This window comes from Streptomyces sp. NPDC056169, from assembly GCF_042268445.1.
In the GTDB taxonomy this organism is placed as follows: Bacteria; Actinomycetota; Actinomycetes; order Streptomycetales; family Streptomycetaceae; genus Streptomyces.
In genome coordinates this window covers 203,180-229,037 of sequence record NZ_JBHJUO010000001.1, presented here as the reverse complement: position 1 = coordinate 229,037, position 25,858 = coordinate 203,180, and the positions used below count along the sequence as shown (strand labels likewise).

Sequence of the window (25,858 nt, the reverse complement as noted above, 5' to 3'; positions counted from 1 at the left end):
TGATCAGCCGCCGAAGGTGCCGGACTCGACCGGCTTGAACGCGCCGCCCTCGACCTTGTAGACCGTCAGCTGCTTGTTGGTGGTGTCACCGAACTCGTCGAAGGAGACCTTGCCGGTCACACCCTCGAAGGAGACGCCCTGCATGGCCTCGACGACCTTGGCGCGCTCGGGGACCTTGCCGCCGTTGCCCTCGGTGGCCTTCTTGACGGCCTCGATGATCGCCCAGGTCGAGTCGTAGGCGTAGCCGCCGTAGGCCTCGTAGGCCTCCTTGTAGCCCTTGGCCTTGTAGTTGGTCAGGAACTCCTTGGCGGAGGCGAGCTCCTCGATCGGCGAGCCGACGGAGGTGGCGATGTCGCCGTTGGTCGCGGCCGCGCCGCCGAGCTTCACGTACTCGGGGCTGTAGATCGCGTCGCCGCCGACGACGACGACCTTCGCGCCGGCTTCCTTGATCTGCTTGGCCAGCGGGCCGGCGGCCGGGTACTCGCCACCGTAGTAGACGACGTCCGCGCCGGAGCTCTTCACCTTGGTGGCGACCGCGGAGAAGTCCTTGGTGTCGGGGTTGATGTGCTCGGTGCCGAGGACCTTGCCGCCGAGCTTCTCGAACTCGCCCTTGAAGGTGCCCGCGAGGCCGGCGCCGTAGGTCTTCTTGTCGTCGATGATGAAGGCCTTGGTCTTCTTGGCCTTCTTGAAGACGTACTGGGCGGCGAACGGGCCCTGGATGGCGTCCGTGGTCGCGGTGCGGAAGTACGACTTGTAGCCGCGCTTCTTGTCGCCGGTGCTCCAGTTGACGCCCTGGCTCAGCGACGGGTTGGTGTTGGCCGGGGAGACCTGGACCAGCTTCGCGTCGTCGAAGACCTTCTGCATCGACTCGGAGACCGAGGAGTTCAGCGGGCCGACGACGCCGATGACGGCCTTGTCGGCGACGAACTTGGTCGCGTTCTGCTGGCCGGCGGAGGGCTGGGCCTGGTCGTCCAGGGACTCCAGCTTGAAGGTCACGCCCTTGACGTAGGCCTTCTCGTTGGCCGTCTTGACCGCGAGGTCGGCCGAGTTCTTGATGCCGAGGCCGAGGGCGGACAGCTCACCCGTGAGCGGCGCGTCGAGACCGATGGTCACGGTGACGTTGCCGTCGCCGCCGCCCTTTTCGGCGCCGCCCTTGTCGTCACGCGAACCGCAGGCGGTGAGGGTGAGTGCACCCGCGGTGACCGCGGTGGTGAGTATGAGCAACGAACGGTTTCGCACGAAGGGTCCTTTCCCTGGCGCGGCCCCCTCGGATGAGGCGGTGCCGTGAAGCTGCGGAGCGAGGGGTGCCGTTGTCGAACGCCGGGCCGTACTGAGTTGGTACAGGGCCGTGCAGTTAGGACGCGCCCGGCGGCGCGGTGACTGGCGGTGACTCTAAGCGCAGGTGGGGAGGGTCGGGGAGCGCCGAGGGCATGATGTGACTGTCTTGTTATGCCGACGGGGAAAGAGTGTGCGCAGCGGTGGGGAATACCGGGGCATAGGGGTTGGTATTGCGGTGTTCACATAGTGAGAACGTGCAGTTCCGCTAAGGGGCTTGAGCGATTCTTGGTACTGACGGTCCGCTCAGCGGACTCTCCGGATATCGGACAGTGGCAGAAACCTCAGCGGACGAATCGGCCCTTCCGTTCCCTTCGGATTCCTCCCGTTCACCTCCCGAACGAAGATCACGGAGAGTGACAGCCGGCGGAATCGAAGAGGGGACGCCGAAGGGGTGGCACCTTGTCCGGTGCCACCCCTTGATCGTTCGACTCCGCGCGTCAGCCGCCCGCGACGATCCCCGCGTCCTTGGCGTCGACCTCGCGCAGCAGGCAGGTCAGCCGCGCCGAGCAGACCCGCTTGCCCTGCTCGTCGGTGATCACGATCTCGTACGTGGCGGTGGACCGCCCGCGGTGCACGGGCGTCGCGACGCCCGTCACGAGGCCGCTGCGCACCCCGCGGTGGTGGGTGCAGTTGAGGTCGACGCCGACCGCGATCTTGGAGACACCGCCGTGCAGCATCGAGCCGACGGAGCCCAGCGTCTCGGCGAGCACCGCCGAGGCGCCGCCGTGCAGCAGCCCGTACGGCTGCGTGTTGCCCTCCACGGGCATCGTGCCGACGACCCGCTCGGCCGAGGCCTCCAGGATCTGCACGCCCATCCGGTTGCCGAGGTGCCCGGCGGAGAAGAGCGCGGGGAGGTCGACGCCGAGTGCCGCGTACTCGTCGATGATCTCCTGCGGGAACTTCACGTGCTGCTGTTCACCCATGGCCCGGCTCCGTTCGTCTTTGTACGGCCGCGTGTCGCGTTCCGACCCGCCTGAGCAAACGCTTAGGCGGACTGCGATTGTTCCAGACGGACGATCACGGACTTGCTGGCGGGTGTGTTGCTCACGTCCGCCGTGGACTCCAGCGGGACGAGGACGTTCGTCTCCGGGTAGTAGGCCGCCGCGCAGCCCCGGGACGTCGGGTAGTGCACCACCCGGAAACCGGGCGCCCGGCGCTCGGTCCCGTCCGTCCACTCGCTCACCAGATCCGTGTACGCCCCGTCGGCGAGCCCGAGCGCCGCCGCGTCCTCGGGGTGGACGAGGACGACCCGGCGGCCGCCCTTGATGCCCCGGTAGCGGTCGTCCAGGCCGTAGATCGTGGTGTTGTACTGGTCGTGCGAGCGGAGCGTCTGGAGCAGCAGCCGGCCCTCCGGCACCTTCGGGTACTCGACGGCCGCGGCCGTGAAGTTGGCCTTGCCGGTCTTCGTGGGGAAGCGGCGCTCGTCGCGCGGACCGTGCGGCAGCGCGAAGCCGCCCGCGTTCGCCGCGAGGCGGGCGTTGAAGTCCTCGAAGCCCGGCACCACGCGCGCGATGCGGTCCCGGATCGTGGCGTAGTCCGCCTCGAACTCCTCCCAGGGAGTGGCCGATTCGCCGCCGAGCGCGGCGCGGGCCATGCGCGCGACGATCGCCGGTTCGGACAGCAGGTGCGGGCTCGCGGGCGGCAGATTGCCGCGCGAGGCGTGCACCAGGCTCATCGAGTCCTCGACGGTCACGATCTGCCGACCGCTCTTCTGCACGTCCTTGTCGGTGCGCCCGAGGGTGGGCAGGATCAGCGCGCGCGTGCCCGTGACCGCGTGCGAGCGGTTCAGCTTCGTCGAGACGTGGACGGTCAGGCGCGCGTTCCGCATCGCCGCCTCCGTCACCTCCGTGTCGGGCGTCGCCCCCACGAAGTTGCCGCCCATCGCGAAGAACACCTTCGCGTCGCCGTCGCGCAGCGCCTCGATCGAGCGGACCACGTCGTAGCCGTGGTGGCGCGGCGAGACGATCCCGAACTCCTTGTCCAGGGCGTCGAGGAAGGCCGGCGCGGGGCGCTCGAAGATGCCCATCGTCCGGTCGCCCTGCACGTTCGAATGGCCGCGCACCGGGCACACGCCCGCGCCCGGCCGCCCGATGTTCCCGCGCAGCAGAAGAAAGTTGACCACCTCGCGGATGGTCGGCACGGAGTGCTTGTGCTGCGTGAGCCCCATCGCCCAGCAGACGATCGTCCGCTCCGAGGCGAGCACCATCTCGAGGGCCCGCTCGATCTCGGCGCGGTCGAGGCCGGTCGCGGCGAGCGTCTCGTCCCAGTCGGCCGCCCGCGCCGCCGCGGTGAACTCCTCGTACCCGTGGGTGTGTTCCCGTACGAACTCCTCGTCGACCGCCCCGGGCGTCTCCAGGACCAGCTTGTTGAGGAGCCGGAAGAGGGCCTGGTCGCCGCCTATCCGGATCTGGAGGAAGAGGTCGGTGAGCGCGGCGCCCTTGAGCATGCCCTGCGGGGTCTGCGGGTTCTTGAACTTCTCCAGGCCGGCCTCGGGCAGCGGATTGATCGAGATGATCTTCGCGCCCGCCGCCTTCGCCTTCTCCAGGGCCGAGAGCATCCGGGGGTGGTTCGTGCCGGGGTTCTGCCCCGCCACGACGATCAGGTCCGCCCTGTGCAGGTCCTCGAGGGAGACGCTGCCCTTGCCGATCCCTATGGTCTCCGTCAGCGCCGAACCCGAGGACTCGTGGCACATGTTGGAGCAGTCCGGCAGGTTGTTCGTACCGAACTCGCGGGCGAAGAGCTGAAGCAGGAACGCGGCCTCGTTGCTGGTCCGGCCCGACGTGTAGAACAGCGCCTCATCGGGCGAGCCCAGGGCCAGGAGCTCCTCGGCGATGATCGCGAAGGCCCGTTCCCAGGTCACCGGCTCGTACCGCTCGCCGCCCTCCGGCAGCAGCATGGGCTGGGTGATCCGGCCCTGCTGGCCCAGCCAGTACCCGCTGCGCGTCGCCAGGTCCGCCACCGGGTGCGCGGCGAAGAACTCCGGGGTCACCCGGCGCAGCGTCGCCTCCTCGGCGACCGCCTTCGCCCCGTTCTCGCAGAACTCGGCGACGTGCCGCTTGTCCTCCTCCGGCCACGCGCAGCCCGGACAGTCGAAGCCGTCCTTCTGGTTGACCTTGAGCAGGGTGCGCGCGGTGCGCCGCAGCCCCATCTGCTCCTGCGCGATCCGCAGGGTGTGCCCGATGGCGGGCAGGCCTGCTGCGGCGTGCTGCGGCGGCGTGACCTGCGGTGCGTCCTGTACCGGGTCACCGGCCGGGGGCTTGCTGACCATCGCGCTCTCCCTTGAGCGGTAATCCTGCGGCGTACGCCTCCGATCCTGTCACGCGCCACCGACGGAGCACCGGGCCGGGCAGCGCGACGGGGCACGGGCGACCGGGAATGTCAGTGGGGCGTGGGAGGATCGTTCCGTGGCCGAGACAGCATCGAAGAAGACCGAGAAGACCGAAGCGGACCGCCCGCGACTCCTCCTCATGGACGGGCACTCCCTGGCGTACCGCGCGTTCTTCGCGCTGCCCGCGGAGAACTTCACCACCGCGACGGGACAGCCGACGAACGCGATCTACGGGTTCGCCTCGATGCTGGCGAACACCCTCCGCGACGAGGCGCCCACGCACTTCGCCGTCGCGTTCGACGTGTCCCGCAAGACCTGGCGGTCCGACGAGTTCCCGGAGTACAAGGCGAACCGCTCGAAGACCCCCGACGAGTTCAAGGGGCAGGTCGAGCTCATCGGCGAGCTCCTCGACGCGATGCACGCGCCGCGCTTCGCGGTCGACGGCTTCGAGGCCGACGACGTCATCGCGACCCTCGCCACCCAGGCCGAGGCCGAGGGCTTCGAGGTCCTGATCGTCACCGGCGACCGGGACTCGTTCCAGCTCGTCACCGAGCACACCACCGTGCTCTACCCCACCAAGGGCGTCTCCGAGCTGACCCGCTTCACCCCGGAGAAGGTCCAGGAGAAGTACGGCCTGACCCCCTCGCAGTACCCCGACTTCGCCGCCCTGCGCGGCGACCCGTCCGACAACCTCCCGGGCATCCCCGGCGTCGGCGAGAAGACCGCCGCGAAGTGGATCAACCAGTTCGGCTCCTTCGCCGAGCTGGTCGAGCGCGCCGACGAGGTCAAGGGCAAGGCCGGGCAGAACTTCCGCGACCACCTGGAGTCGGTCCAGCTCAACCGCCGCCTCACCGAGATGGTCCGGGACGTCGAGCTGCCGAAGACCGTGGTGGACCTCGCCCGCGAGCCGTACGACCGCGGGGCCGTCGCGCTCGTCCTCGACACCCTGGAGATCCGCAACCCCTCGCTGCGCGAGCGGCTCCTCGCCGTCGACCCCGGCGCCGCCGAGGAGGCCGCCCCGGCCCCCGCCGCGGGCGTCGAGCTCGACACCACCGTCCTCGGCGCCGGCGAGCTCGCCCCCTGGCTCGCCGAGCACGGCACCGAGCCCCTCGGCATCGCCACCGTCGACACCTGGGCCCTCGGCACGGGGAACGTGAGCGAGATCGCCCTCGCCGCCGCCGGCGGCGCCGCCGCCTGGTTCGAGCCCAGCGCGCTCGACGAGACCGACGAGCGGGCCTGGGCCGCGTGGATCGCCGACCCGGACCGCCCCAAGGTCATGCACAACGCCAAGGGCGCCATGCGGGTCTTCCCCGAGCACGGCTGGAGCATCGCGGGCGTCACCATGGACACCGCCCTCGCCGCCTACCTCGTCAAGCCCGGCCGGCGCTCCTTCGCGCTCGACGCGCTCTCCGTCGAGTACCTCGGGCGCGAGCTCGCCCCGGCGGCCGCCGCCGACGGCCAGCTCGCCTTCGGCGCCGACGACACCGCCGAGGCCGAGGCCCTCATGACCCAGGCCCGGGCGGTCCTCGACCTCGCCGACGCCTTCGACGAGCGGCTCGGAGAGGTCGGCGCCCGCGAGCTCCTCCACGACGTCGAGCTGCCCACCTCCGCCCTCCTCGCCCGCCTGGAGCGGCACGGCATCGCCGCCGACCGCGACCACCTGGAGGCCATGGAGCAGCAGTTCGCCGGCGCCGTGCAGCAGGCCGTGAAGGAGGCGCACGCCTCCGTCGGCCACGAGTTCAACCTCGGCTCGCCCAAGCAGCTCCAGGAGGTCTTCTTCGGCGAGCTGAACCTGCCGAAGACCAAGAAGACCAAGACCGGGTACACGACGGACGCCGACGCGCTCGCCTGGCTGGCCGGCCAGACCGAGCACGACCTGCCCGTGATCATGCTCCGCCACCGTGAGCAGGCGCGGCTCCGCTCCACCGTCGAGGGCCTGATCAAGACCGTCGCCGCCGACGGCCGGATCCACACCACCTTCAGCCAGACGGTCGCCGCCACCGGTCGCCTCTCGTCCACCGACCCGAACCTGCAGAACGTGCCGGTGCGCACGGACGAGGGCCGCGCCATCCGGCACGGCTTCGTCGTCGGCGAGGGCTTCGAGGCCCTCATGACCGCCGACTACAGCCAGATCGAGCTGCGGGTCATGGCCCACCTCTCCGAGGACGAGGGCCTCATCGAGGCCTTCGCCTCCGGCGAGGACCTGCACACCACGGTCGCCTCCCAGGTCTTCGGCGTCGAGCGGTCCGCCGTCGACGCCGAGATGCGCCGCAAGATCAAGGCCATGTCGTACGGCCTGGCCTACGGCCTCTCCGCCTTCGGCCTCTCGCAGCAGCTGAACATCGACCCGGGCGAGGCCCGCGGCCTGATGGACACCTACTTCGAGCGCTTCGGCGGGGTCCGCGACTACCTGCGCCGGGTCGTCGACGAGGCCCGCGCCACCGGGTACACGGAGACGATGCTGGGCCGCCGCCGCTATCTGCCCGACCTCAACAGCGACAACCGGCAGCGCCGCGAGTCCGCCGAGCGGATGGCGCTCAACGCCCCCATCCAGGGCACGGCCGCCGACATCGTGAAGGTCGCGATGCTGGGCGTCGACCGGGCGCTGACGGAGGCGGGTCTCGCCTCCCGGATGCTGCTCCAGGTCCACGACGAAATCGTGCTCGAACTCGCCCCCGGCGAGCGCGAGCAGGTCGAGGCCCTGGTCCGCGAGCAGATGTCCGCCGCGGCCGACCTGCGCGCCCCGCTCGACGTCTCCGTCGGCGTAGGCCCGAACTGGGACTCGGCAGCACACTGACACAGGGGCCCACGCCCGCTGGCGTGGGCCCGAGCCTGTCGGTGGGCCCACCCCCCGCCGTGTGGGCAATCGTCCCGCAGGGCGGGACGGGTGGGCACACGGGACGGCGCCCCCTGCCGGGCCCAGGCTTCTGGCGCCTGAACCCGCACCACGGGCGCGGTGCAGCCGTCCGGGGGCCGGCTCCGGCGGGTGTGCGCCAGGTGGACCAGTCAGGGGGCGGGCCGACAGGCCCGCTCCCTGAAACTGGGGAGCGTGATCACGAGCCGCCGCTCCCGCCTCCGCGCCTGGGCCCTCCTCGGCGCGCTCCTCGGAGCGTCGGGCACCGCCTGGCCCGCCGAGGCGCACCGCGCGCCCGCCCTCTGCACCTCGTCCCGCGACCCCGCCGTCGCCGCGCGCGTGTCCGAGGGCATCGCCGCGGCGCTCAAGGGCCGCGACGGCACGGTCTCGGTCGCCGTCCACGACCTTCGGAGCGGACTGCGCTGCCGGCTCGGGGACACCCAGGTCTACGACTCCGCCAGCATCGCCAAGGTCCTCATCCTGCAGGCCGTCCTCGGCCGGGCCGAGGAGTTGGGCCGCGCGCCCACCCGACTGGAGGGCCGGCGGATGAAGGCGATGATCACCCGCTCCGACAACACCGCCGCCACCGACCTGTGGCGGGGGCTCTCGCGGGCCCGGCTGAACAGGGTGCTGCGCGAGGCCGGCGCCCAGGACACCGTCCTCGGCCACGACCGCTACTGGGGCCTCACCCGCACCACCGCCCGCGACCAGCTGGCCCTGCTCGCCGCGGTCTCCCGCCGGACCGAGGCGCTCACCCTGATGGGGCAGGTCGTCAGCAGCCAGGCCTGGGGCGTCACCGCGGGCGCGCCCCGCACGGTCAAGGTCCACCTCAAGAACGGCTGGCTGCCCCGCGCCAACCACGCGTGGCGCGTCCACAGCATCGGCATCGTCCGCGGGACCAGCACCGGCACCACCACCGGCAACCCCGGCACTGGCGCCGCCGCCGACTACCGGCTGGCCCTCCTGAGCCACGACAACCCCACCATGCGGTACGGGGTACGCACCCTGGAGAGGATCGCCCTCGCCGTGCACCGCGGACTCGCGGGCAGCCCGGTGGCCCGCGGCTTCACCCCCGGGGACAGGATCAGCGAGACCCCGGACGGGAGCGCTCCGCACGGCCGACCGGGGCCGCCTCGGCCTCCGAGCCCGCCGCTCCCTCCGGCCCCACCGCTCCCTCCGAGCCCGCCGCACCCTCCGCTGCAGGGAGGGACCTGGGCGACGTTCCCAGGAGCCGCGCCCCCGTCCCGTACAGCACGAGCCCGACGGCGAGCCCCGCGCCGGCCCCGAAGCAGGCCGTCGGAATGACGTCCAGGGGCGTCTCGATCCGGTCCCAGCCCCAGTACGCGGCCCAGCGCAGCACCCGGTGGGCGACGCCGGCGAGGACGCAGCCGCCGATGAGCCCGACCGCGACGAGCCGCCCCCGCCGGCCCGGGACCGGCACCCGCGCGGGCAGCCCCGTGCCCGGAGCGGTGGAGCGCAGCGCCCGGAGCGTGAACCAGGAGAGGAACCCCAGGGCCAGCGCGGAACCGCCGTACTGCGCGTAGAGATAGACGGGGAACCCGGCCACGATCTCGCCGAGGAAGGGGATCGCCCGGGTGCCCCAGCGGTCGATGTGCGTGAACGAGTCCCACACCACGTGGGTCGTGGAGCCGAGGACGGCGGAGAGGAAGAACCACCCGGCGAGCACCGCCGTGTGCCGGTCCCGCCAGGACCGGCCCCGTACGAACCCGTACACCCGTCCGCGCCACCGGGCGGGCAGCAGCGCGACGAGCGGCTCGCGCACGGTCAGCCACAGGGCCACGAGCACCGCGGTGATCAGCACGTCCGCCGTGACGATCCCGACGGGGGAGTGGGTGACATCGCCGAGGGCCATCGCCCCCGGCGCCGCCGTGGCCGCGAAGTAGGTCATGTCGGGTGCGAAGGAACCCGCGACGAGGGCGGAGGCGACCAGCGGTCCGCGCGCGGTCCCGTCCCGGCGCAGCCCGGGCAGGACGGCGGCGGCATGGCTGAGCGTGAACGGCAACGGGAGCTCCCACTCGGTTCCGGGGTGACGGCCGAGACGGGGCACGGCCGCAGTACAAGAGGCGCGGGACCCGCCGGTCGGTTCCCCTTCCCGACCCGTATACGTGAGGAGGCCACCGGTCCGTGTCCGGTCGGCAGGCGACCAAGAGGTGACGAAAGCGTGAAACACGGTCAGGCGCCCGTGCCCGGTGGTCCGGAGTTGGCATAGGGTCGCCGGAGGTCACACGCGGGGAGCGTGGGACGCGTCGACGGGGAGGGGACCACAGGTATGGCAGCGCAATTGGGCCGCCGGCTGCGCAGGGGGGCCACCAGCGGTGCGGTGGTGGCCGCGGCGGTCGCGGCGCTCGCCGCCTCGCAGGCTCCGGAGATGATCCCGCCGGCCGCGGACAACACGGGCGGTGACCGGGCCATCGGCGCCGGGGACAGCACGACGCCGCCGGCCGACGACTCGGCGACCGGCGATTCCCCGTACTTCACCGAACTGCCGCCCCTGAACACCCCGAACAAGCCGGGGGCGACCACCAACCTGCCGGTGATCACCGGGCCCGCCGAGGCCGGCATACCCGCGTCCGTCCTCTCCGCCTACAAGCGGGCCGAGGCGTCGATCCGCTCGACCGACCCCGCCTGCAACCTGCCGTGGCAGCTGCTCGCCGGCATCGGCAAGGTGGAGTCCGGGCAGGCGCGCGGCGGCGGTGTCGATGCCAACGGCACCACTCTCTCGCCGATCCTCGGCCCCGCCCTCAACGGCGTCGGCTTCGCCAACATCTCGGACACCGACGGCGGCGCCTACGACGGCGACAAGACGCACGACCGCGCCGTCGGCCCGATGCAGTTCATCCCGTCGACCTGGGCGACCTGGGGACAGGACGCCAACGGCGACGGGAAGAAGGACCCGAACAACATCTACGACGCCGCGCAGGCCGCCGGTCTCTACCTCTGCGACAACGACCGGAACCTCGCGCTCAAGGCCGACCTCGACCGCGCCGTCCTCAGCTACAACCGCTCGACGGAGTACCTGAACACGGTCCTGTCCTGGTTCGAGTTCTACCGGCGCGGCACCCACCAGGTCCCGGACGGCACGGGAGTGCTGCCGGTCGACCGCAGCGACGACCACGGCCGGGGCAACCGCCCCACGCCCACCCCGCCGGTCTCGCCCCCGCCGACGACGCCCGTGCCGAAGCCCCCCGTGCCGAAGCCGGGCACGACGAAGCCGTCCGAGCCCAGCGCGCCTCCGACGACCACGCCGCCGACGACGGACCCGACCAAGCCGACCACCCCGCCGACGAAGCCCACCACTCCGCCGACGACGACGCCCACCGTCCCGCCGGCCGTCAAGGTCGCGCGGCTCGCGCCCGTGGCCACCGGTCCGCTGACGACCACCACCGGGAACGTCTTCGGGAAGGCCCCCACGGTCGCGGCGCTCGACGCCTCGGGCGCGCCGGTCGCCGGTGTGAGCATCCGCTTCGAGATCAGCGGAACCACCGACGCCCGCTTCGCCGGCGGGACGACCACGGCCACCGTCACCACCGGCTCCAGCGGCATGGCGGCCTCTCCCGCCCTGCGGGCGGGCCAGAAGGTCGGCCCGTTCACCGTCCGGGCCACCGTCGTGGGCCGCACCCTGAGCGCCGCCGAGTTCGCGGCGACGGTCACCGAGCGCCAGGCGGACACCCTCGCGCGGCTCGACGGCGAGGCCGCCCTGACCGCCACCACCGGCACCGGGTTCACCCAGCAGGTGAAGGTGAAGGCCACCGACAAGGGCGCGCTCGCCCCCGGTGTCCTCGTCACCGGCACCGTCGTCACCTCGAAGACCGCGACCGAGGCGAGCGCCGACGGCCCGTACTTCAAGGGCGAGGCGGGAGCGACGGCCAGGACCGAGGTCTTCACGACCGACGCGAACGGTCTGATCACCCTCGACTCCGGGGCTCTCCTCGCAGGCGACAAGGCGGGCACCTACTTCCTCAAGCTGACGGCGCCCGGCGGCGGCAGCATCTTCGTCGAGCTCACGGTCACGGCGCCCACGCCCACCCCCGAGCCGTCGACCCCGGAGCCGACGCCCTCCACGACGGACTCGCCCGAGGCCACCTCCTCTCCCTCACCCTCGGCCTGACCGAAGGACCGCTCCGCGCGACCCGGCCTCCAGCGCCGCCCCTCCGTCCGCACCGGACGGAGGGGCGGCGTTCCGCGTTACCCGGGTGCAACGTGTTCTCATCTCGCCGTCGCGTTGCTACGGTTCCCCCGCCCTGACGCCCTATCAGATCGAGCAGCGGGAGGCCGACCATGCGCGCCCTTGTCGCCGTCGCCATCGGACTCGCCCCAGTCCTCCTCTTCGTCCTCCTCGTCTCCCTGGTCGATCTGCCGCCCGACGGGCCCACCTCGCCCAAACCGCTGCTGACCGCCGATCCCGGCCCGAAGAAGTAGGGGGCGACCGTGCGCCGCCGAGCCAGCCTCGTCCTCCTCGCCCTCGCCGTCTGCTGCGCCGCTATGGCCCCGACCCTGCGGTGGTACGCCTTCCCGCGCCTGGCGAAGATCCCGCCGAACCAGTACCAGGAGACCGTCCTGGAGGCCCGGCCCGCGACCCTCCTCAACTACTCCACGCTCAAGGCCGAGAAGGTCGAGAAGCTCACGATCATCCAGACCCTCAAGGGCAACGTGGAGGAGTCGAAGCGGATCGAACGCGACGCCGGCCGCGACGTCGTCGTCTGGGACGCCCTCGCCTACGTCACCGGCCCCGACGGCAAGATGGTCTCCAAGGTCCCCGAGCGGTACATCTTCGACGCCCACACCCAGGACCCCGTCCACGCCACCGGCGAGACCGTCGACGGCGACCCGGTCCGGCGCGAGGGCATCGAGTTCAAGTGGCCCTTCCTCACCGAGAAGCGCGACTACCAGTACTTCGACGCCCAGACCCGCACCTCGGCCCCCATCCACTACAAGGGCACCCAGACCTTCCGCGGCATGGAGGTCTACTACTTCGAGCAGACCATCCCCTGGACCAAGGTCCCCATGCCCAAGACCATGCCGATCAAGATCCCCCCGCAGGTCATCGCCGACTCGGGCCTCACCCGCTGGTACACCACCAAGCGCATGTTCTGGATCGAGCCCGTCACCGGAGCCCCCGTCAACGGCGAGGAGATCCACCGCGAGGAGCTCCGCAACGCCAAGGCGCTCATGGGCCAGGACACCATCACCGTCTTCGAGGGCCACGTGAAGATGCGCGAGGACTACGTCAAGAGCGTCGGCGAACTGGTCGAGTCCAACCGCCTGATGGTCCTGATGCTCGTCTCCTACATGCCCTGGAGCCTCACCGTCCTCGCCCTCGCCCTCCTCGCCCTCGCCTTCTGGCTGGAAGCCCGCTCCCGCCGACCGGCGACGCCGCCGGAGGCGCCCGCGCGGCCCGTCACCGCTCCCGTCTGAGCCGCGCGCTGGTGTGCCGGGTCGGCTCCGCCGCGGACGGGTCCTCCGGCCACGGATGCTTCGGATACCGGCCCCGGAGCTCCGCCCGCACGGCGCGGTAGCCCTCCCGCCAGAACGACGCCAGGTCGGCGGTGACGGCCGCCGGCCGCCCGGCGGGGGAGAGGAGATGAACCAGGACCGGCACCCCCGCCACCCGGGGCGTCTCCGCCAGACCGAACATCTCCTGGAGCTTCACCGCGAGCACCGGCCGTCCGCCGCCGTACTCGACCCGTATCCGCGAACCGCTCGGCACCTCGATCCGCTCCGGCGCGAGCTCGTCCAGCCGGCCCGCCTCGCCCGTCGCCCAGGGCAGCAGCCGCCGCAGCGCCTGCCCGGCGTCGATCCGCCCCAGATCCGCCCGGCGCGCGGCCCGGGACAGCTCCGGTTCCAGCCATTCCCCGGCCCGGTCGACCAGCGCCCCGTCCGCCACGTCCGGCCACGGCTCGCCCACCTGCGCGTACAGGAACGCGAGCCGCTCGCGCAGCTCCGAGGCCTCCCGACTCCACCGCAGCAGCCCGAGCCCCTCCCGCCGCAGCCCGTCGAGCAGCGCCTCCCGCACGAGAGCGGGCTCCGCCCCGGACCCGAGGGGCCGCACGGTCAGCTCCACCGCGCCCAGCCGGTCCACCGAGCGCGCGACCACGTCCCCGTCCTCCCAGTGGACCTCCTCGCCCGTGGCCCGCAGGTGACCCGCCGCCCACCGGGCGGTGCCCTCGTCGACCACGGCCGCCAGCCGCACCCGCGCCGTGGCGTCCCGCGCCGTACGGTCCGCCACCGCCACGGCCAGCCACGGCGTGGCACGCAGCGCCGACCCCTCGGCGATCCGGGCCCCGCTGCCCGACACCATCAGATAGCCGCCCTGCTCCCGGGCCCTGGCCACCCGCTCCGGAAAGGCCAGCGCGGTCACCAGACCGGCCACGGCGTCCTCATTCCCCGCCCCCGCCCCCGAGCCCGGCCCCCGACCCGGCCCCGCTCCTCGCCCGGGCTCGGCCGCCTCACCCGCCGAACGCTCCAGACGCCGCGCCTCCGCCTTCCAGCGGGCCGCGTAGCCGTCCTCGCCCCGGCGGGCCGACCGCCAGGCCGCCGCCAGATCGTCCCCGTACTCCCGGGGAGGCTCCTCGCTCAGCAGCGCCACCACCTCCGCCGCCCGCCGGACACCGACCTCGGCGGCGCCGTCGAGCAGCGCCCGGCCCAAACGGGGGTGGAGCCCCAGCCGGGACAGCCGCCCTCCGCGCTCGGTGGCCCGGCCGTCCTCGTCCACGGCGCCGACCGCCGCGAGCACGGAACGGGCCGCCGCCATCGCCCCGGAGGGCGGCGCGTCGAGCAGGGCGAGCCCCTCCGCCGTCGGATCGCCCCAGCAGGCGACCCGCAGGGCGAAGTCCGTGAGATCGGCGATCCTGATCTCGGGCGAGGGGAACCGCGCCCGACTGCCGTCCTCGGCCTCCGCCCAGCACCGGTAGACCGTCCCGACGGCCTCACGCATCGACCGCCCGGCCCGCTGGGTGGCCGCCGCGACCGACACCGGCACCGTCGCCAGCGACCCCAGCCCCCGCGCGTGGTCCATCCGCGGCTCCCGCGCGAGCCCCGAGTCCACGACGATCCGGACCCCCGGCACCGTCAGGCTCGACTCCGCCACGGAGGTCGAGAGCACCACCCGCCGCCGCCCGCCCGGCTCGGCACCCCGCAGGACCGCGTCCTGCACCGCCGCCGGCGCCCGGCCGTGCAGCTGGAGCACCTCCGCGTCCACACCGGCGAGCAGCCCCGCCGTCCGCGCGATCTCCCCCGTGCCGGGAAGGAAACAGAGGACGTCCCCCGCGTGCCGCTCCAGCGCCAGCCGGACCGTCGCCGCCACATGGCGCAGCAGCGCCATGTCCACCCAGGTGCCGTGCGCGGGCCGGATGCCGGCCGGCGGAGCGGCGAACCGGACCGCGTACCCGTGTCCCTCGCCCTCGCTCCGCACGATCGGCGCGGGCCCGTCGCCGTCGACGGCCGTGAGCAGCCGGGCCCACGCCTCCGCGTCGCTCGTCGCCGAGGCTGCGATGAGCTTCAGCTCCGGCCGCAGGGCCGCGCGGACGTCCACCAGGAAGGCGAGGGCCGTATCGGCGTCCAGATGCCGCTCGTGGCACTCGTCGAGCAGGACCACGTCCACACCCGCCAGCTCGGGATCCCGCTGGAGCCGCTGGAGCAGAAGGCCCGTCGTCACCACCTCGACCCGGGTCGCGGGACCGGCCCGCCGCTCGCCGCGCACCGAGAAGCCGACCGTCCCGCCGACCTCCTCGCCGAGCAGCCAGGCCATCCGCCGGGCCGCCGCGCGCACCGCCATCCGGCGCGGCTCGGCCACCAGCACCCGCCGCTTCGGTCCGTCCCCTATAAGACCCGCGAGCGCGAGCGGCACCAGCGTCGTCTTGCCGGTGCCGGGCGGCGCGTGCAGCACCGCCGTGCCGCGCTCCGCGAGCGCGGCCAGCAGCTCGGGGACGGCATGGCGGACGGGAAGCAGGTCGAGTGCGTCGTTTCGGATCACGCACTCAGTTTCATACGAGAGAAGAAGAGGCGGGCCCGGCTGTCCACAGGCCCCACCCATTCATAGGACTAATCCTGGCGCTCGGGACTAGTCCTGGCGCTCGCAGACGAAGATCGCCGTGCCCGGGATCAGATTCCCCCGGAGCGGGGACCAGCCACCCCACTCCTGGCTGTTCCAGGCCGGCCACTCCGGCTCGACCAGGTCCACGAGCCGGAAACCGCCGGCCACCACGTCCCGCACCCGGTCCCCGAGCGTCCTGTGGTGCTCCACATAGACGGCCCGGCCCTGCTCGTCCTGCTCGACGTAGGGCGTCCGGTCGAAGTAGGAGGCCGCCACCGAGAGGCCCTCCGGCCCCGGCTCGTCCGGGAACGCCCAGCGGATCGGGTGCGTCACCGAGAAGACCCAGCGGCCGCCCGGCCGCAGCACCCGGCGCACCTCACGGAAGACCCGCACCGGATCGGCGACGAACGGCACCGCGCCGTACGCCGAGCACACCAGGTCGAAGGAGCCGTCCCGGAAGGGCAGCGTCCCGGCGTCCGCCTCGACCAGCGGCACACCCCCGCCGATCCGCAGCGCGTGCTGCAACTGCCGGTGCGAGAGGTCGAGGGCCACCGGCCGCGCCCCCTGCGCCGCCAGCCAGCGCGAGCACTGCGCCGCCCCCGCGCCGATCTCCAGGACGTCGCGCCCCTTCAGCGAACCGGCCGGCCCGAGCAGTTCCGCCTCGGCCTCGTCGAGCCCCTCGGGACCCCACACGAACCGGTCGTCGCCGAGGAAGGCCCCGTGCTCGCTCTGGTACTCGTCCGCGTTCCGGTCCCACCAGCCGCGGCTGGCCCGGCTGCTCTCCGCGTCCCCCGCGTCACGCCGGGTGGCCTCGGACTCGTCCTCGGCCGCGTCGCGGCCCTCGTGCTGTTCGTACTCTTGGTTCATCTCGCCCGCCGATGTAGTTTGCGCTCAGTGCCGCTGTGCGGCCGACCCCGCCGCTGAGGCGTGGATCCGGCGCGGCGGACAAGAATTAGTGCCGGGTTTGCGCGGTTCTGCCCGTCGTGCGCGCTTCGCGCATTGACCCTGTCCGGCCGCCCCCGTATGCTAAAGGTTGCGCTGCGGGCCTGCGCGCCTCAGACGGAGCAGGCCGCGCTCGTACCTGTTGTATGTCCCCTCGGTTTTCGAGGCACTTTTCCGTTCGCGGGAAGGGGCCTCATTGGCTGTCCGGCTTCTTGGTGCGATACGGGCTCTCGGCGTAGCAGTACCTACGACTTTCTGTCCGTAACCGGAGCCCTTACCCACATGACGAGCAGCACCGAGACCACCGCCACCACCCCGCAGGTTGCGGTCAACGACATCGGTGACGAGGAAGCATTCCTCGCCGCGATCGACGAGACGATCAAGTACTTCAACGACGGCGACATCGTCGACGGCGTCATCGTGAAGGTCGACCGGGACGAGGTCCTGCTCGACATCGGTTACAAGACCGAAGGCGTGATCCCGAGCCGTGAGCTCTCGATCAAGCACGATGTCGACCCGAACGAGGTCGTCAAGGTTGGCGACGAGATCGAGGCCCTGGTTCTCCAGAAGGAGGACAAGGAAGGCCGCCTGATCCTGTCCAAGAAGCGCGCTCAGTACGAGCGTGCCTGGGGCACGATCGAGAAGATCAAGGAAGAAGACGGCATCGTCACCGGTACCGTCATCGAGGTTGTCAAGGGTGGTCTCATCCTCGACATCGGCCTCCGTGGCTTCCTGCCGGCCTCCCTCGTCGAGATGCGTCGCGTCCGCGACCTCCAGCCCTACGTGGGCAAGGAGCTCGAGGCGAAGATCATCGAGCTGGACAAGAACCGCAACAACGTGGTCCTGTCCCGCCGTGCCTGGCTCGAGCAGACCCAGTCCGAGGTTCGCCAGACGTTCCTCACCACCCTGCAGAAGGGTCAGGTCCGCTCCGGCGTCGTCTCCTCGATCGTCAACTTCGGTGCCTTCGTGGACCTGGGTGGCGTCGACGGTCTCGTGCACGTCTCCGAGCTGTCCTGGAAGCACATCGACCACCCGTCCGAGGTTGTCGAGGTCGGCCAGGAGGTCACCGTCGAGGTTCTCGACGTTGACATGGACCGCGAGCGTGTCTCCCTGTCGCTGAAGGCGACGCAGGAGGACCCGTGGCAGCAGTTCGCCCGTACGCACCAGATCGGTCAGGTCGTCCCGGGTAAGGTCACCAAGCTGGTTCCGTTCGGTGCGTTCGTCCGCGTGGACGAGGGCATCGAGGGTCTGGTCCACATCTCCGAGCTGGCCGAGCGCCACGTGGAGATCCCGGAGCAGGTCGTCCAGGTCAACGACGAGATCTTCGTCAAGGTCATCGACATCGACCTCGAGCGTCGTCGCATCAGCCTCTCGCTGAAGCAGGCCAACGAGTCCTTCGGTGCCGACCCGGCCTCGGTCGAGTTCGACCCGACCCTGTACGGCATGGCCGCGTCCTACGACGACCAGGGCAACTACATCTACCCCGAGGGCTTCGACCCCGAGACCAACGACTGGCTCGAGGGCTTCGAGACCCAGCGCGAGGCCTGGGAGACCCAGTACGCCGAGGCGCAGTCTCGCTTCGAGCAGCACCAGGCTCAGGTCATCAAGTCCCGCGAGGCCGACGAGGCCGCCGCTGCCGAGGGCGCTGCCGCCCCGGCCGCCGGTGGCAACGCCGGTGCGGGCATCTCGGGTGGTTCGTACTCCTCGGAGTCGGACGACAACTCCGGCGCCCTGGCGTCGGACGAGGCGCTCGCCGCCCTGCGCGAGAAGCTGGCCGGCGGCCAGAGCTGAACAGGCTCTCCGCTGAGCGCTAGTCGCTAGCGAATCGAGGCCCGCTCCCCTTCGGGGGAGCGGGCCTCGGTCGTTTCCGCGGCCGTACCGGGGCCCACCGGACTCCTCCACCGGAAGATCGGCCCGCGCGGGAATGGTGGTGCGGCTCACGGCGTTGCCAGAGAGAACACGAGGAGGAGCGGTAATCGTGCTTGATCCCCAGGATTTGTACGAATGGGACCCGAAGGGCCTGGCCGTCGTGGACCTGGCCCTTGCGCAGGAGTCGGCCGGGCTGGTCATGCTGTACCACTTCGACGGCTACATCGACGCGGGCGAGGCCGGTGAGCAGATCGTCGAGCGGCTGCTCGACACCCTTCCCCACCAGCTGGTGGCCCGCTTCGACCACGACCGGCTCGTGGACTATCGCGCCCGCCGCCCCCTGCTGACCTTCCGGCGCGACCGCTGGACCGCGTACGACACGCCGTCCATCGAGGTCCGCCTCGTCCAGGACGCCACCGGAGCGCCCTTCCTGGTCCTCTCGGGCCCCGAGCCCGACGTGGAGTGGGAGCGGTTCGCCGCCGCCGTCCGGCAGATCGTCGAGCGGCTCGGCGTGCGCCTCGCGGTCAACTTCCACGGCATCCCCATGGGCGTGCCGCACACCCGGCCCGTCGGCCTCACCCCGCACGGCACCCGCACGGACCTGATGCCCGGACACAGCAGCCCCTTCGACGAGGCGCAGGTTCCCGGCAGCGCCGAGTCCCTCGTCGAGTACCGGCTCTCGGAGTCCGGTCACGACACCCTCGGTGTGGCCGCCCACGTCCCGCACTACGTGGCCCGCTCGCCGTATCCGGACGCGGCCCTGACCGTCCTGGAGGCCGTCACGGCCGCCACCGGTCTTGTGCTCCCCGGTGTCGCCCACGCCCTGCGGACGGAAGCCCGCCGCACCCAGACCGAGATCGACCGCCAGATCGGCGAGGGCGACGAGGAGCTCGTCGCCCTCGTGCAGGGCCTTGAGCACCAGTACGACGCGGTGGCCGGCGCCGAGACGCGCGGCAGCCTGGTCGCCGAGCCGGTCGACCTGCCGTCGGCCGACGAGCTGGGCCGCGAGTTCGAGCGCTTCCTCGCGGAGCGGGAGGGCGACGCGTAGTGCCCGCCGGGCAGGCCCTAAGCTGCCGCTCATGCTGAAGGTGGGCCTGACCGGCGGGATCGGCGCCGGCAAGAGCGAAGTGTCGCGGCTGCTCGTCTCGTACGGAGCCGTGCTGATCGACGCGGACCGGATCGCGCGCGAGGTCGTCGAACCCGGGACACCGGGGCTCGCCGCCGTCGTGGCGGCCTTCGGGGACGGCGTCCTGACCGAGGGCGGGACGCTCGACCGGCCGAAGCTCGGCTCCATCGTGTTCGCCGACGCCGACCGGCTGGCCACCCTGAACTCCATCGTGCACCCCCTGGTCGGGGCCCGGTCGGCCGAGCTGGAGAGCCTGGCGGGCGCCGGAGACGTCGTCGTCCACGACGTACCCCTGCTCACCGAGAACGGGCTGGCACCGCTGTACGACCTGGTCGTGGTCGTCGACGCGTCCCCCGAGACCCAGCTCGACCGGCTCGTACGCCTCCGGGGCATGGCCGAGTCCGAGGCCCGGGCCCGGATGACCGCCCAGGCCGCGCGCGCTCAGCGGCTGGCCATCGCGGACCTCGTGATCGACAACGACGGTCCGCTGGAGGCGCTGGAACCGCAGGTGCGGAAGGTCTGGGACGAGCTGGAGCGCCGGGCCGCCTCCCCGGCCTGAGGCCTCCCCGGGCACCGAGGCGGAATGCCGCCGCCGGGTTCGGTGTTCCTTCACCTCATCGAGGGAAGGATGCCATCGTGGCCGACAGGAACCCGGAAACACACGTCATCGACTTCCGCGCCGCCGAGCACCTGCTGGCCGCGCGGGACCCGCGTGGCGCCGTGAAGCTGCTGGACTCGGTGATCGCCGCCCATCCCGAGAACACGGCGGCGCGCCTGCTGCGGGCCCGGGCGTTCTTCGCCGCCGCGCAGCTCCGCCCGGCGCAGCTGGAATTCGAGCTGGTCCTGGAGCGGGAGCCGGACAACGCGTTCGCCCACTTCGCGCTGGCCCGCACCTTCGAGCGCTCCGGGCAGACCGCCCAGGCCACCCGGCACTTCCGGCTCGCCGCCGCACTCGACCCGAAGCCGGAGTACCTCCAGGCGGCGGGATTCGACACGCGGCACTGAAGGCAGGGCGGCACTGAAGGCACGCGGCGCTGAAGGCACGGAGGCGCTGAAGGCCCGCCGCACTGACGACTCCCGGAACCGGCCGCGGGCGCGACCGACGGCAGTCGGTCAGCGGTCAGCGGCCCGTGCCGCCGTGGTCGGGCTCGTAGGGCGGGACGTCCCGGCCGGGCTGCCAGTGCGGGCCCTGATGGAGGTGGCGCACCACCATCGTCAGGTCGACCATGACCACCAGGAGCAGCACTCCGCAGGCCGCGGCCCAGCCCGGGCGGCCCACCAGCGAGAACACGGTCGTGCCGAAGACGGCCCAGAGCAGCCCCCACACACTGAGCCAGAAGCGCAGTCGCAGGGCACTGCGCGCGGTGGCCGGTTCGTTCCCGGAACGCATGGCGACCCCTCCCTTCGGGGCACCTGTCCTTCTTCCAGCATGGACCTGCGGCGGGGGAGGGGGAAGGGGCCGGGGGCCGGGGAGCGCTGCCGGGTGTCTAGTGGACGACGCTGTAGCTGCGCCAGGGCAGGTGGCCGGGCACGATGCCGTCGCTGGTGTTGATGGGGAGGTAGATGGAGTCCTTCCCCTTACAGTCCCGGGTCCGGTACAGCACGATGTCGGTCAGGCTCTCGTTCGCGACGTGGGTGGCACCGGACGGCGCCAGGCGGTGGCAGCCGTTCACCGAGGGGCTGGTCACGCTCACCGCCACATCGCGTTCCGTGACGTAGGCGATCGGGCCCACGGTGGTGCGGCCGAGGCCGGAGCAGCCGGCGACCGCGAGAGTGAGCAGGACGGCTCCGGAGGCCGTCGTGAGACGCCGTCGAACGGACATGGCGCATCCTCTTCTGTCGTGCGAGGGCGGCGGCCGGCAGCACCCCGCTTCCACCCCTGGTCCAGGCCACCATGCCGCCTGCCGGACCGCGTGGCATCCGCTGATGGGCCGCCCGGGGGAACGGCCCTGGGGGCCGTTGTCAGACCCCACCCGTAAGGTCGGAGTTCCAGGAGGGGAACCGGGCGGAGATCCCGTCGGATCCGTCGCACCGCGGGAGGAGAGCAGAGCCGTGACGCACAGCTGGACCACCGGCGCCGCCGTCTTTCTGCCTGCCGCCCTGCCGCGCGAGGGCCGCGTCGCCTTCTGGGCCCCCGACGGGAGCGCCCTGCCGGACCTCGCCGCGCCCGACGGCGGCCCCGTGGCCGCCGAGGGCGGTCCGGCCGCGCCCGACGGCCCGGAGCGCGTCGAGCTGACCGTCGTCCGGCGGCACGGGAGCGGGGCCCGCACCCGGGTGGTGCCCGCCGTCACCCTCCCCGTCGCCGCCGCCCTGCCCCTTCTCGTCGCGGCCCGCCACCACCCGGCCGCGCACCCCGCCACCGCCTGCTGGGGAGCCGCCGCCCTGCACGCCCTGCAGCTGGTCGCCAGGGGCCGGCTGCTGCCCGGGCTCACCGCCGACGACCTGGACGCCTGGCGGGCCGGCCCGCTGGACGCCGACGACATCGCCCACCTGCGGGCCGTCGCCGCGGCCATGCCGTACGAGGCGCACGCCGTGCCCGTCCCCGGACCCGGCCCCCTGCGGCTGCCCGAGCCCGAGGCGCTCGTGCGCGCCTTCCTCGACGCGGTCGCCGACACCCTGCCGCGCACCCCGGCCGCCGCCCACGCGGTCGGGGCGCCGTTCGCGGCCCGCGAGCCGCAGCACCTGCCCCGCGCGCGTGCCTGGGCGGCGGAGGCCGCCGCCGGGATGGACGCGGGCGTACGGGTCTCGCTCCGCCTCGACCTGTCGGGGTACGAACTCTTCGACATCGCCGACACTGCCGACGGCGAGGAGGGCGGTGCCGACCGCCAGGCCGCCGCCGCGATCCTCCAGATCCACAGCCTCGCCGACCCGACCCTCGTCATCGACGCCCTGGCCCTGTGGGCGGGGGACGGCGAGCAGTTCGGGCCGCGCGCCCGGATCGACGCGGTCCTCGCCCTGCGCCGGGCCGCCCGCGTCTGGCCCCCGCTGGCCCGGCTCCTGGAGCGGGACGTGCCCGACGTCCTCGCCGTCACCGAGGACGAGCTGTACGAGCTCCTCGGCCCCGCGGCGGCCCGCCTCGCCGACGCCGGGGTCGCCGTGCACTGGCCACGCGAGCTCGCCCGCTCGCTGAGCGCCTCCGCCGTCGTCCGCCCCGCGCTCTCCGCGCCCGGCTCCGCGACCGACGGCACCGCCTTCTTCGACAGCGAGGAGCTCCTGCGGTTCAACTGGCAGCTGGCCCTCGACGGCGATCCCCTCACCGAGCGCGAGATGGACCTCCTCGCCGAGGCCCACCGGCCCGTCGTACGCCTCCGCGACCAGTGGGTCGTCATCGACCCCGACCTCGTCCGCAAGGCCCGCAAGCGTGAACTGGGCCTGCTGGAACCGGTCGACGCCCTCGCCGTCGCCCTCACCGGCACCGCGGAGGTCGACGGCGAGACCGTCCCCGCCGTCCCCGTCGGGGCGCTCGCCGCCCTCCGGGACCGGCTCATGGCCGGCCCCGAGGCCGTACAGGCCCCGGCCGGCCTGACCGCCACCCTCCGCGACTACCAGCTCCGCGGCCTCGCCTGGCTGGACCTCATGACCTCGCTCGGCCTCGGCGGCTGCCTCGCCGACGACATGGGCCTCGGCAAGACCGTCACGCTCATCGCCCTCCACCTGCGGCGCGCCCGCCGCGCCCCCACCCTCGTCGTCTGCCCGGCGTCCCTCCTCGGCAACTGGCAGCGGGAGATCGAGAAGTTCGCGCCCGGCACGCCGGTGTGCCGCTTCCACGGCACCGACCGGGACCTCGACGGAATGGACGGCGGCTTCGTCCTCACCACCTACGGCACCCTGCGCACCAGCGCCGCCCGGCTCGCCGCGCGGGACTGGGGCATGGTCGTCGCCGACGAGGCGCAGCACGTCAAGAACCCGTTCTCCGCGACCGCGAAGGCGCTGCGCGAGATCCCCGCACCCGCCAGGGTCGCCCTCACCGGCACCCCCGTGGAGAACAACCTCTCCGAATTGTGGGCGCTCCTCGACTGGACGACCCCCGGTCTCCTCGGACCGCTCAAGGCCTTCCGCGCCCGCCACGCCCGGGCCGTGGAGAACAACGAGGAGATCGAGCACGCGGAGGCCGTCGAGCGCCTCGCCCGGCTCGTACGGCCCTTCCTGCTGCGCCGCCGCAAGTCCGACCCCGGGATCGTCCCCGAGCTGCCGCCCAAGACCGAGTCCGACCATCCCGTGGCCCTCACCCGGGAACAGGCCTCGCTCTACGAGGCCGTCGTCCGCGAGACCATGGCGCAGATCGAGGCAGCCGAGGGCATGGCCCGCCGAGGGCTCGTCATGAAGCTGCTGACCTCCCTCAAGCAGATCTGCAACCACCCCGCGCAGTACCTCAAGGAGGAAGCGCCGCGCGGCAGCGGCACCGCCCGGCTCGCGGGCCGCTCCGGCAAGCTCGCCCTGCTCGACGAGCTCCTCGACACGATCCTCGCCGAGGACGGGGCCGTGCTCGTCTTCACCCAGTACGTGTCGATGGCCAGGCTCCTCGCCGACCACCTGGCCGCGCGCGGCATCCAGGCCCAACTGCTGCACGGCGGCACGCCGGTGGCCGAGCGCGAGCGGATGGTCGACCGCTTCCAGGCCGGTGAGATCCCCGTCTTCCTGCTCTCCCTCAAGGCCGCGGGCACCGGCCTCAACCTGACCCGGGCCGGCCACGTCGTGCACTACGACCGCTGGTGGAACCCGGCGGTCGAGGAGCAGGCCACCGACCGGGCGTACCGGATCGGCCAGACCCAGCCGGTGCAGGTCCACCGCCTCGTGGCCGAGGGCACGGTCGAGGACCGCATCGCCGAGATGCTGCGCGCCAAGCGGGCCCTGGCCGACGCCGTCCTCGGCTCCGGCGAGGCCGCCCTGACCGAACTGACCGACCGCGAGCTGGCCGATCTGGTGTCCCTGAGGAGGTCCTCGTGAACCACCCGCGCTCCGCCCGCGGGGCCCTGCCCCGCCACGACGACCGCCGCCGCAGCTTCCCGCAGGTCGCGCCCCGCGAGGCGCCCGACGGGCGGTTCGCCGCGACCTGGTGGGGCAACGCCTGGGTCGAGGCGCTGGAGGACACCGCCCTCGACCCGGCGCGCCTCTCGCGCGGGAAGGCGTACGCCGGGCGCGGCCACGTCGACGCGATCACCGTCACCCCCGGCCGGGTCGTCGCCTACGTCCACGGCAGCCGCCCCCGCCCGTACCGCACCGAGATCCGGATGCGGACCCTCGGCGACGACGGCTGGGAGCGGTTCCTCGACGAGGCCACCGCCCGCCCCGATCACATCGCCGCCCTCCTCGACAAGGACGTGCCGCACGCCCTGGAGGCCGTCACCGGCCTGCTGCCCGCACCGGGGGACCTCGTCCCCGACTGCTCCTGCCCGGACGACGGTTACCCCTGCAAGCACGCCGCCGCCCTCTGCTACCAGGCGGCGAGGCTCCTCGACGAGGACCCGTTCGTCCTCTTCCTGATGCGCGGCCGCGGCGAGCAGGAGCTGCTCGCGGACCTCACCCGGCGCAACGCGGCCCGGTCGGCCGCCGAGACGACGGCCGCCGCGCCGCCGATGCCCACGGTCCCCGCCCGCGCCGCGCTCGCCGCGACGGCGCCCGGCGCGTCCGGTGTGCCGGGGGCGCCCGGTGCGGGGCTTCCGCCGCTGCCCCGGCCGCTGTCGCTCCCCGACCGGCCGGGCCGTCCGGCCGTCTTCCCGCCCGATCCCGAAGCCCCCGATCCACTCGCCCTCGACCTCCTGGCGAGCGAGGCCGCGGTCCGCGCCCACACCTTCCTCGCCACCGGACACGACCCGGTCGCCGCGCTCACCCCCTGGCAGGACGCGGTCCGGCTGGCCGCCGCGCACCCCGGTTCGGGACTCACCGCCTCGACCCGCGCGCTCTACCGCGACCTGGCCTACGCGCTGGACCGCACGCCCACGGACCTCGCCCGGGCCGTCGCCGCCTGGCGGCAGGGCGGCGCCGCCGGACTCGCCGTCCTGGAGGAGCCCTGGGACCCGCCGGCGGGTCTGTTCGACCGGGCCAGGCCCGCGCTGCTCGCCGCCGACTTCCCGGCCTTCCGGCCCTGGCGCAACCGGCTCTCGACGGAGTCCCTCCAGCTCCGGCTGGGCCGGGACGGCCTCTGGTACGGCTACGAGTCGGACGGGGGACGCGAGGACTGGTGGCCGCGCGGCGAACCCGATCAGGACCCGGTCGGTGCCCTCACCGATCTGCTGGGCGGGTGAGGGGACGGCGGACCGACACTCGAACGGCACCCCACTCGAAGGAGTGAATCACGCCAACGGCCGGATCCGGCACGCACGTTTGTCGCGTTGATTCCGGTACGGG

Annotated in this window: 18 protein-coding genes and 1 pseudogene; 11 read left to right on the top strand and 8 right to left on the bottom strand. The window is 72.8% G+C overall.

The features are described 5' to 3' along the window. Positions 1-3: 3 nt before the first annotated feature. From ACFC0G_RS01060 to ACFC0G_RS01050, 3 genes are all read right to left on the bottom strand, one after another. Complete coding sequence (locus ACFC0G_RS01060; protein ID WP_376395157.1) at positions 4-1,239, bottom strand: branched-chain amino acid ABC transporter substrate-binding protein; 1,236 nt, start codon at positions 1,237-1,239, stop codon at positions 4-6. A 536-nt stretch (positions 1,240-1,775) separates the two neighbouring features. Beyond that, a complete protein-coding gene (locus ACFC0G_RS01055) occupies positions 1,776-2,261 on the bottom strand; it encodes a PaaI family thioesterase (RefSeq protein WP_376395154.1) in 486 nt (161 codons plus the stop codon). A gap of 62 nt (positions 2,262-2,323) precedes the next feature. Further along, entirely contained in the window at positions 2,324-4,606 is a 2,283-nt protein-coding gene (locus ACFC0G_RS01050; protein WP_376395151.1) for an FdhF/YdeP family oxidoreductase, read from the bottom strand. A gap of 136 nt (positions 4,607-4,742) precedes the next feature. On the opposite strand from ACFC0G_RS01050, the gene polA reads away from it, so the two are divergent. Both polA and ACFC0G_RS01040 read left to right on the top strand, forming a co-directional pair. Continuing rightward, positions 4,743-7,463, top strand: a complete 2,721-nt coding sequence (gene polA / locus ACFC0G_RS01045) for a DNA polymerase I (protein WP_376395148.1) — start codon at positions 4,743-4,745, stop codon at positions 7,461-7,463. Positions 7,464-8,066: 603 nt separating this feature from the next. Next, a pseudogene (locus ACFC0G_RS01040) lies at positions 8,067-8,402 on the top strand (serine hydrolase); the annotation flags it as partial. A gap of 202 nt (positions 8,403-8,604) precedes the next feature. On the opposite strand, the gene ACFC0G_RS01035 reads toward ACFC0G_RS01040, so the two are convergent. Further along, positions 8,605-9,543 (bottom strand): DUF4184 family protein, encoded by a 939-nt coding sequence (locus ACFC0G_RS01035; protein WP_376396128.1) that lies wholly within the window; start codon positions 9,541-9,543, stop codon positions 8,605-8,607. Positions 9,544-9,810: 267 nt separating this feature from the next. Here ACFC0G_RS01035 and ACFC0G_RS01030 point away from each other — a divergent pair, with 267 nt between their 5' ends. From ACFC0G_RS01030 to ACFC0G_RS01020, 3 genes are all read left to right on the top strand, one after another. Further along, positions 9,811-11,649, top strand: a complete 1,839-nt coding sequence (locus ACFC0G_RS01030; protein ID WP_376395145.1) for a lytic transglycosylase domain-containing protein — start codon at positions 9,811-9,813, stop codon at positions 11,647-11,649. Between the two features lie 170 nt (positions 11,650-11,819). Then, a complete protein-coding gene (locus ACFC0G_RS01025) occupies positions 11,820-11,960 on the top strand; it encodes an SPW_0924 family protein (RefSeq protein WP_107105423.1) in 141 nt (46 codons plus the stop codon). 9 nt (positions 11,961-11,969) lie between these two features. Further along, on the top strand, positions 11,970-12,956 hold the full coding sequence (locus ACFC0G_RS01020) for a DUF3068 domain-containing protein (protein ID WP_376395141.1): 987 nt from the start codon (positions 11,970-11,972) through the stop codon (positions 12,954-12,956). On the opposite strand, the gene hrpB is transcribed toward ACFC0G_RS01020, so the two are convergent. Beyond that, complete coding sequence (hrpB, locus tag ACFC0G_RS01015) at positions 12,940-15,513, bottom strand: ATP-dependent helicase HrpB (RefSeq protein ID WP_376395138.1); 2,574 nt, start codon at positions 15,511-15,513, stop codon at positions 12,940-12,942. The genes ACFC0G_RS01020 and hrpB overlap by 17 nt on opposite strands. Before the next feature lie 87 nt (positions 15,514-15,600). Further along, positions 15,601-16,440, bottom strand: a complete 840-nt coding sequence (locus ACFC0G_RS01010; RefSeq protein WP_376395135.1) for a class I SAM-dependent methyltransferase — start codon at positions 16,438-16,440, stop codon at positions 15,601-15,603. Between the two features lie 357 nt (positions 16,441-16,797). On the opposite strand from ACFC0G_RS01010, the gene rpsA reads away from it, so the two are divergent. From rpsA to ACFC0G_RS00990, 4 genes are all read left to right on the top strand, one after another. Then, on the top strand, positions 16,798-18,306 hold the full coding sequence (gene rpsA / locus ACFC0G_RS01005) for a 30S ribosomal protein S1 (protein ID WP_024757309.1): 1,509 nt from the start codon (positions 16,798-16,800) through the stop codon (positions 18,304-18,306). Between the two features lie 187 nt (positions 18,307-18,493). Beyond that, a complete protein-coding gene (locus tag ACFC0G_RS01000) occupies positions 18,494-19,432 on the top strand; it encodes a PAC2 family protein (RefSeq protein WP_376395132.1) in 939 nt (312 codons plus the stop codon). Between the two features lie 31 nt (positions 19,433-19,463). Beyond that, positions 19,464-20,069 (top strand): dephospho-CoA kinase, encoded by a 606-nt coding sequence (gene coaE, locus ACFC0G_RS00995; RefSeq protein WP_376395129.1) that lies wholly within the window; start codon positions 19,464-19,466, stop codon positions 20,067-20,069. Positions 20,070-20,146: 77 nt separating this feature from the next. Then, positions 20,147-20,515, top strand: coding sequence for a tetratricopeptide repeat protein (locus ACFC0G_RS00990; protein ID WP_376395126.1), 369 nt, complete (start codon positions 20,147-20,149; stop codon positions 20,513-20,515). Positions 20,516-20,630: 115 nt separating this feature from the next. Here ACFC0G_RS00990 and ACFC0G_RS00985 read toward each other — a convergent pair whose 3' ends face one another. Beyond that, a complete protein-coding gene (locus ACFC0G_RS00985) occupies positions 20,631-20,900 on the bottom strand; it encodes a DUF6343 family protein (protein WP_376395123.1) in 270 nt (89 codons plus the stop codon). 97 nt (positions 20,901-20,997) lie between these two features. After that, on the bottom strand, positions 20,998-21,333 hold the full coding sequence (locus tag ACFC0G_RS00980; protein ID WP_376395120.1) for a hypothetical protein: 336 nt from the start codon (positions 21,331-21,333) through the stop codon (positions 20,998-21,000). A 229-nt stretch (positions 21,334-21,562) separates the two neighbouring features. Between ACFC0G_RS00980 and ACFC0G_RS00975 the strand changes: the two genes are divergently transcribed. Then, positions 21,563-24,457, top strand: coding sequence for a DEAD/DEAH box helicase (locus ACFC0G_RS00975; RefSeq protein ID WP_376395117.1), 2,895 nt, complete (start codon positions 21,563-21,565; stop codon positions 24,455-24,457). Continuing rightward, a complete protein-coding gene (locus ACFC0G_RS00970) occupies positions 24,454-25,755 on the top strand; it encodes an SWIM zinc finger family protein (RefSeq protein ID WP_376395115.1) in 1,302 nt (433 codons plus the stop codon). The genes ACFC0G_RS00975 and ACFC0G_RS00970 overlap by 4 nt, the downstream gene beginning before the upstream one ends. Positions 25,756-25,858: the final 103 nt, after the last annotated feature.

Bases quoted from the DNA above. Each gene is read 5' to 3' on its own strand.
- ACFC0G_RS01055 (WP_376395154.1), bottom strand. From the start codon at position 2,261: ATGGGTGAACAGCAGCACGTGAAGTTCCCGCAGGAGATCATCGACGAG.
- ACFC0G_RS01050 (WP_376395151.1), bottom strand. From the start codon at position 4,606: ATGGTCAGCAAGCCCCCGGCCGGTGACCCGGTACAGGACGCACCGCAG.
- ACFC0G_RS01030 (WP_376395145.1), top strand. From the start codon at position 9,811: ATGGCAGCGCAATTGGGCCGCCGGCTGCGCAGGGGGGCCACCAGCGGT.
- ACFC0G_RS01025 (WP_107105423.1), top strand. From the start codon at position 11,820: ATGCGCGCCCTTGTCGCCGTCGCCATCGGACTCGCCCCAGTCCTCCTC.
- ACFC0G_RS01010 (WP_376395135.1), bottom strand. From the start codon at position 16,440: ATGAACCAAGAGTACGAACAGCACGAGGGCCGCGACGCGGCCGAGGAC.
- rpsA (WP_024757309.1), top strand. From the start codon at position 16,798: ATGACGAGCAGCACCGAGACCACCGCCACCACCCCGCAGGTTGCGGTC.
- coaE (WP_376395129.1), top strand. From the start codon at position 19,464: ATGCTGAAGGTGGGCCTGACCGGCGGGATCGGCGCCGGCAAGAGCGAA.
- ACFC0G_RS00985 (WP_376395123.1), bottom strand. From the start codon at position 20,900: ATGCGTTCCGGGAACGAACCGGCCACCGCGCGCAGTGCCCTGCGACTG.
- ACFC0G_RS00980 (WP_376395120.1), bottom strand. From the start codon at position 21,333: ATGTCCGTTCGACGGCGTCTCACGACGGCCTCCGGAGCCGTCCTGCTC.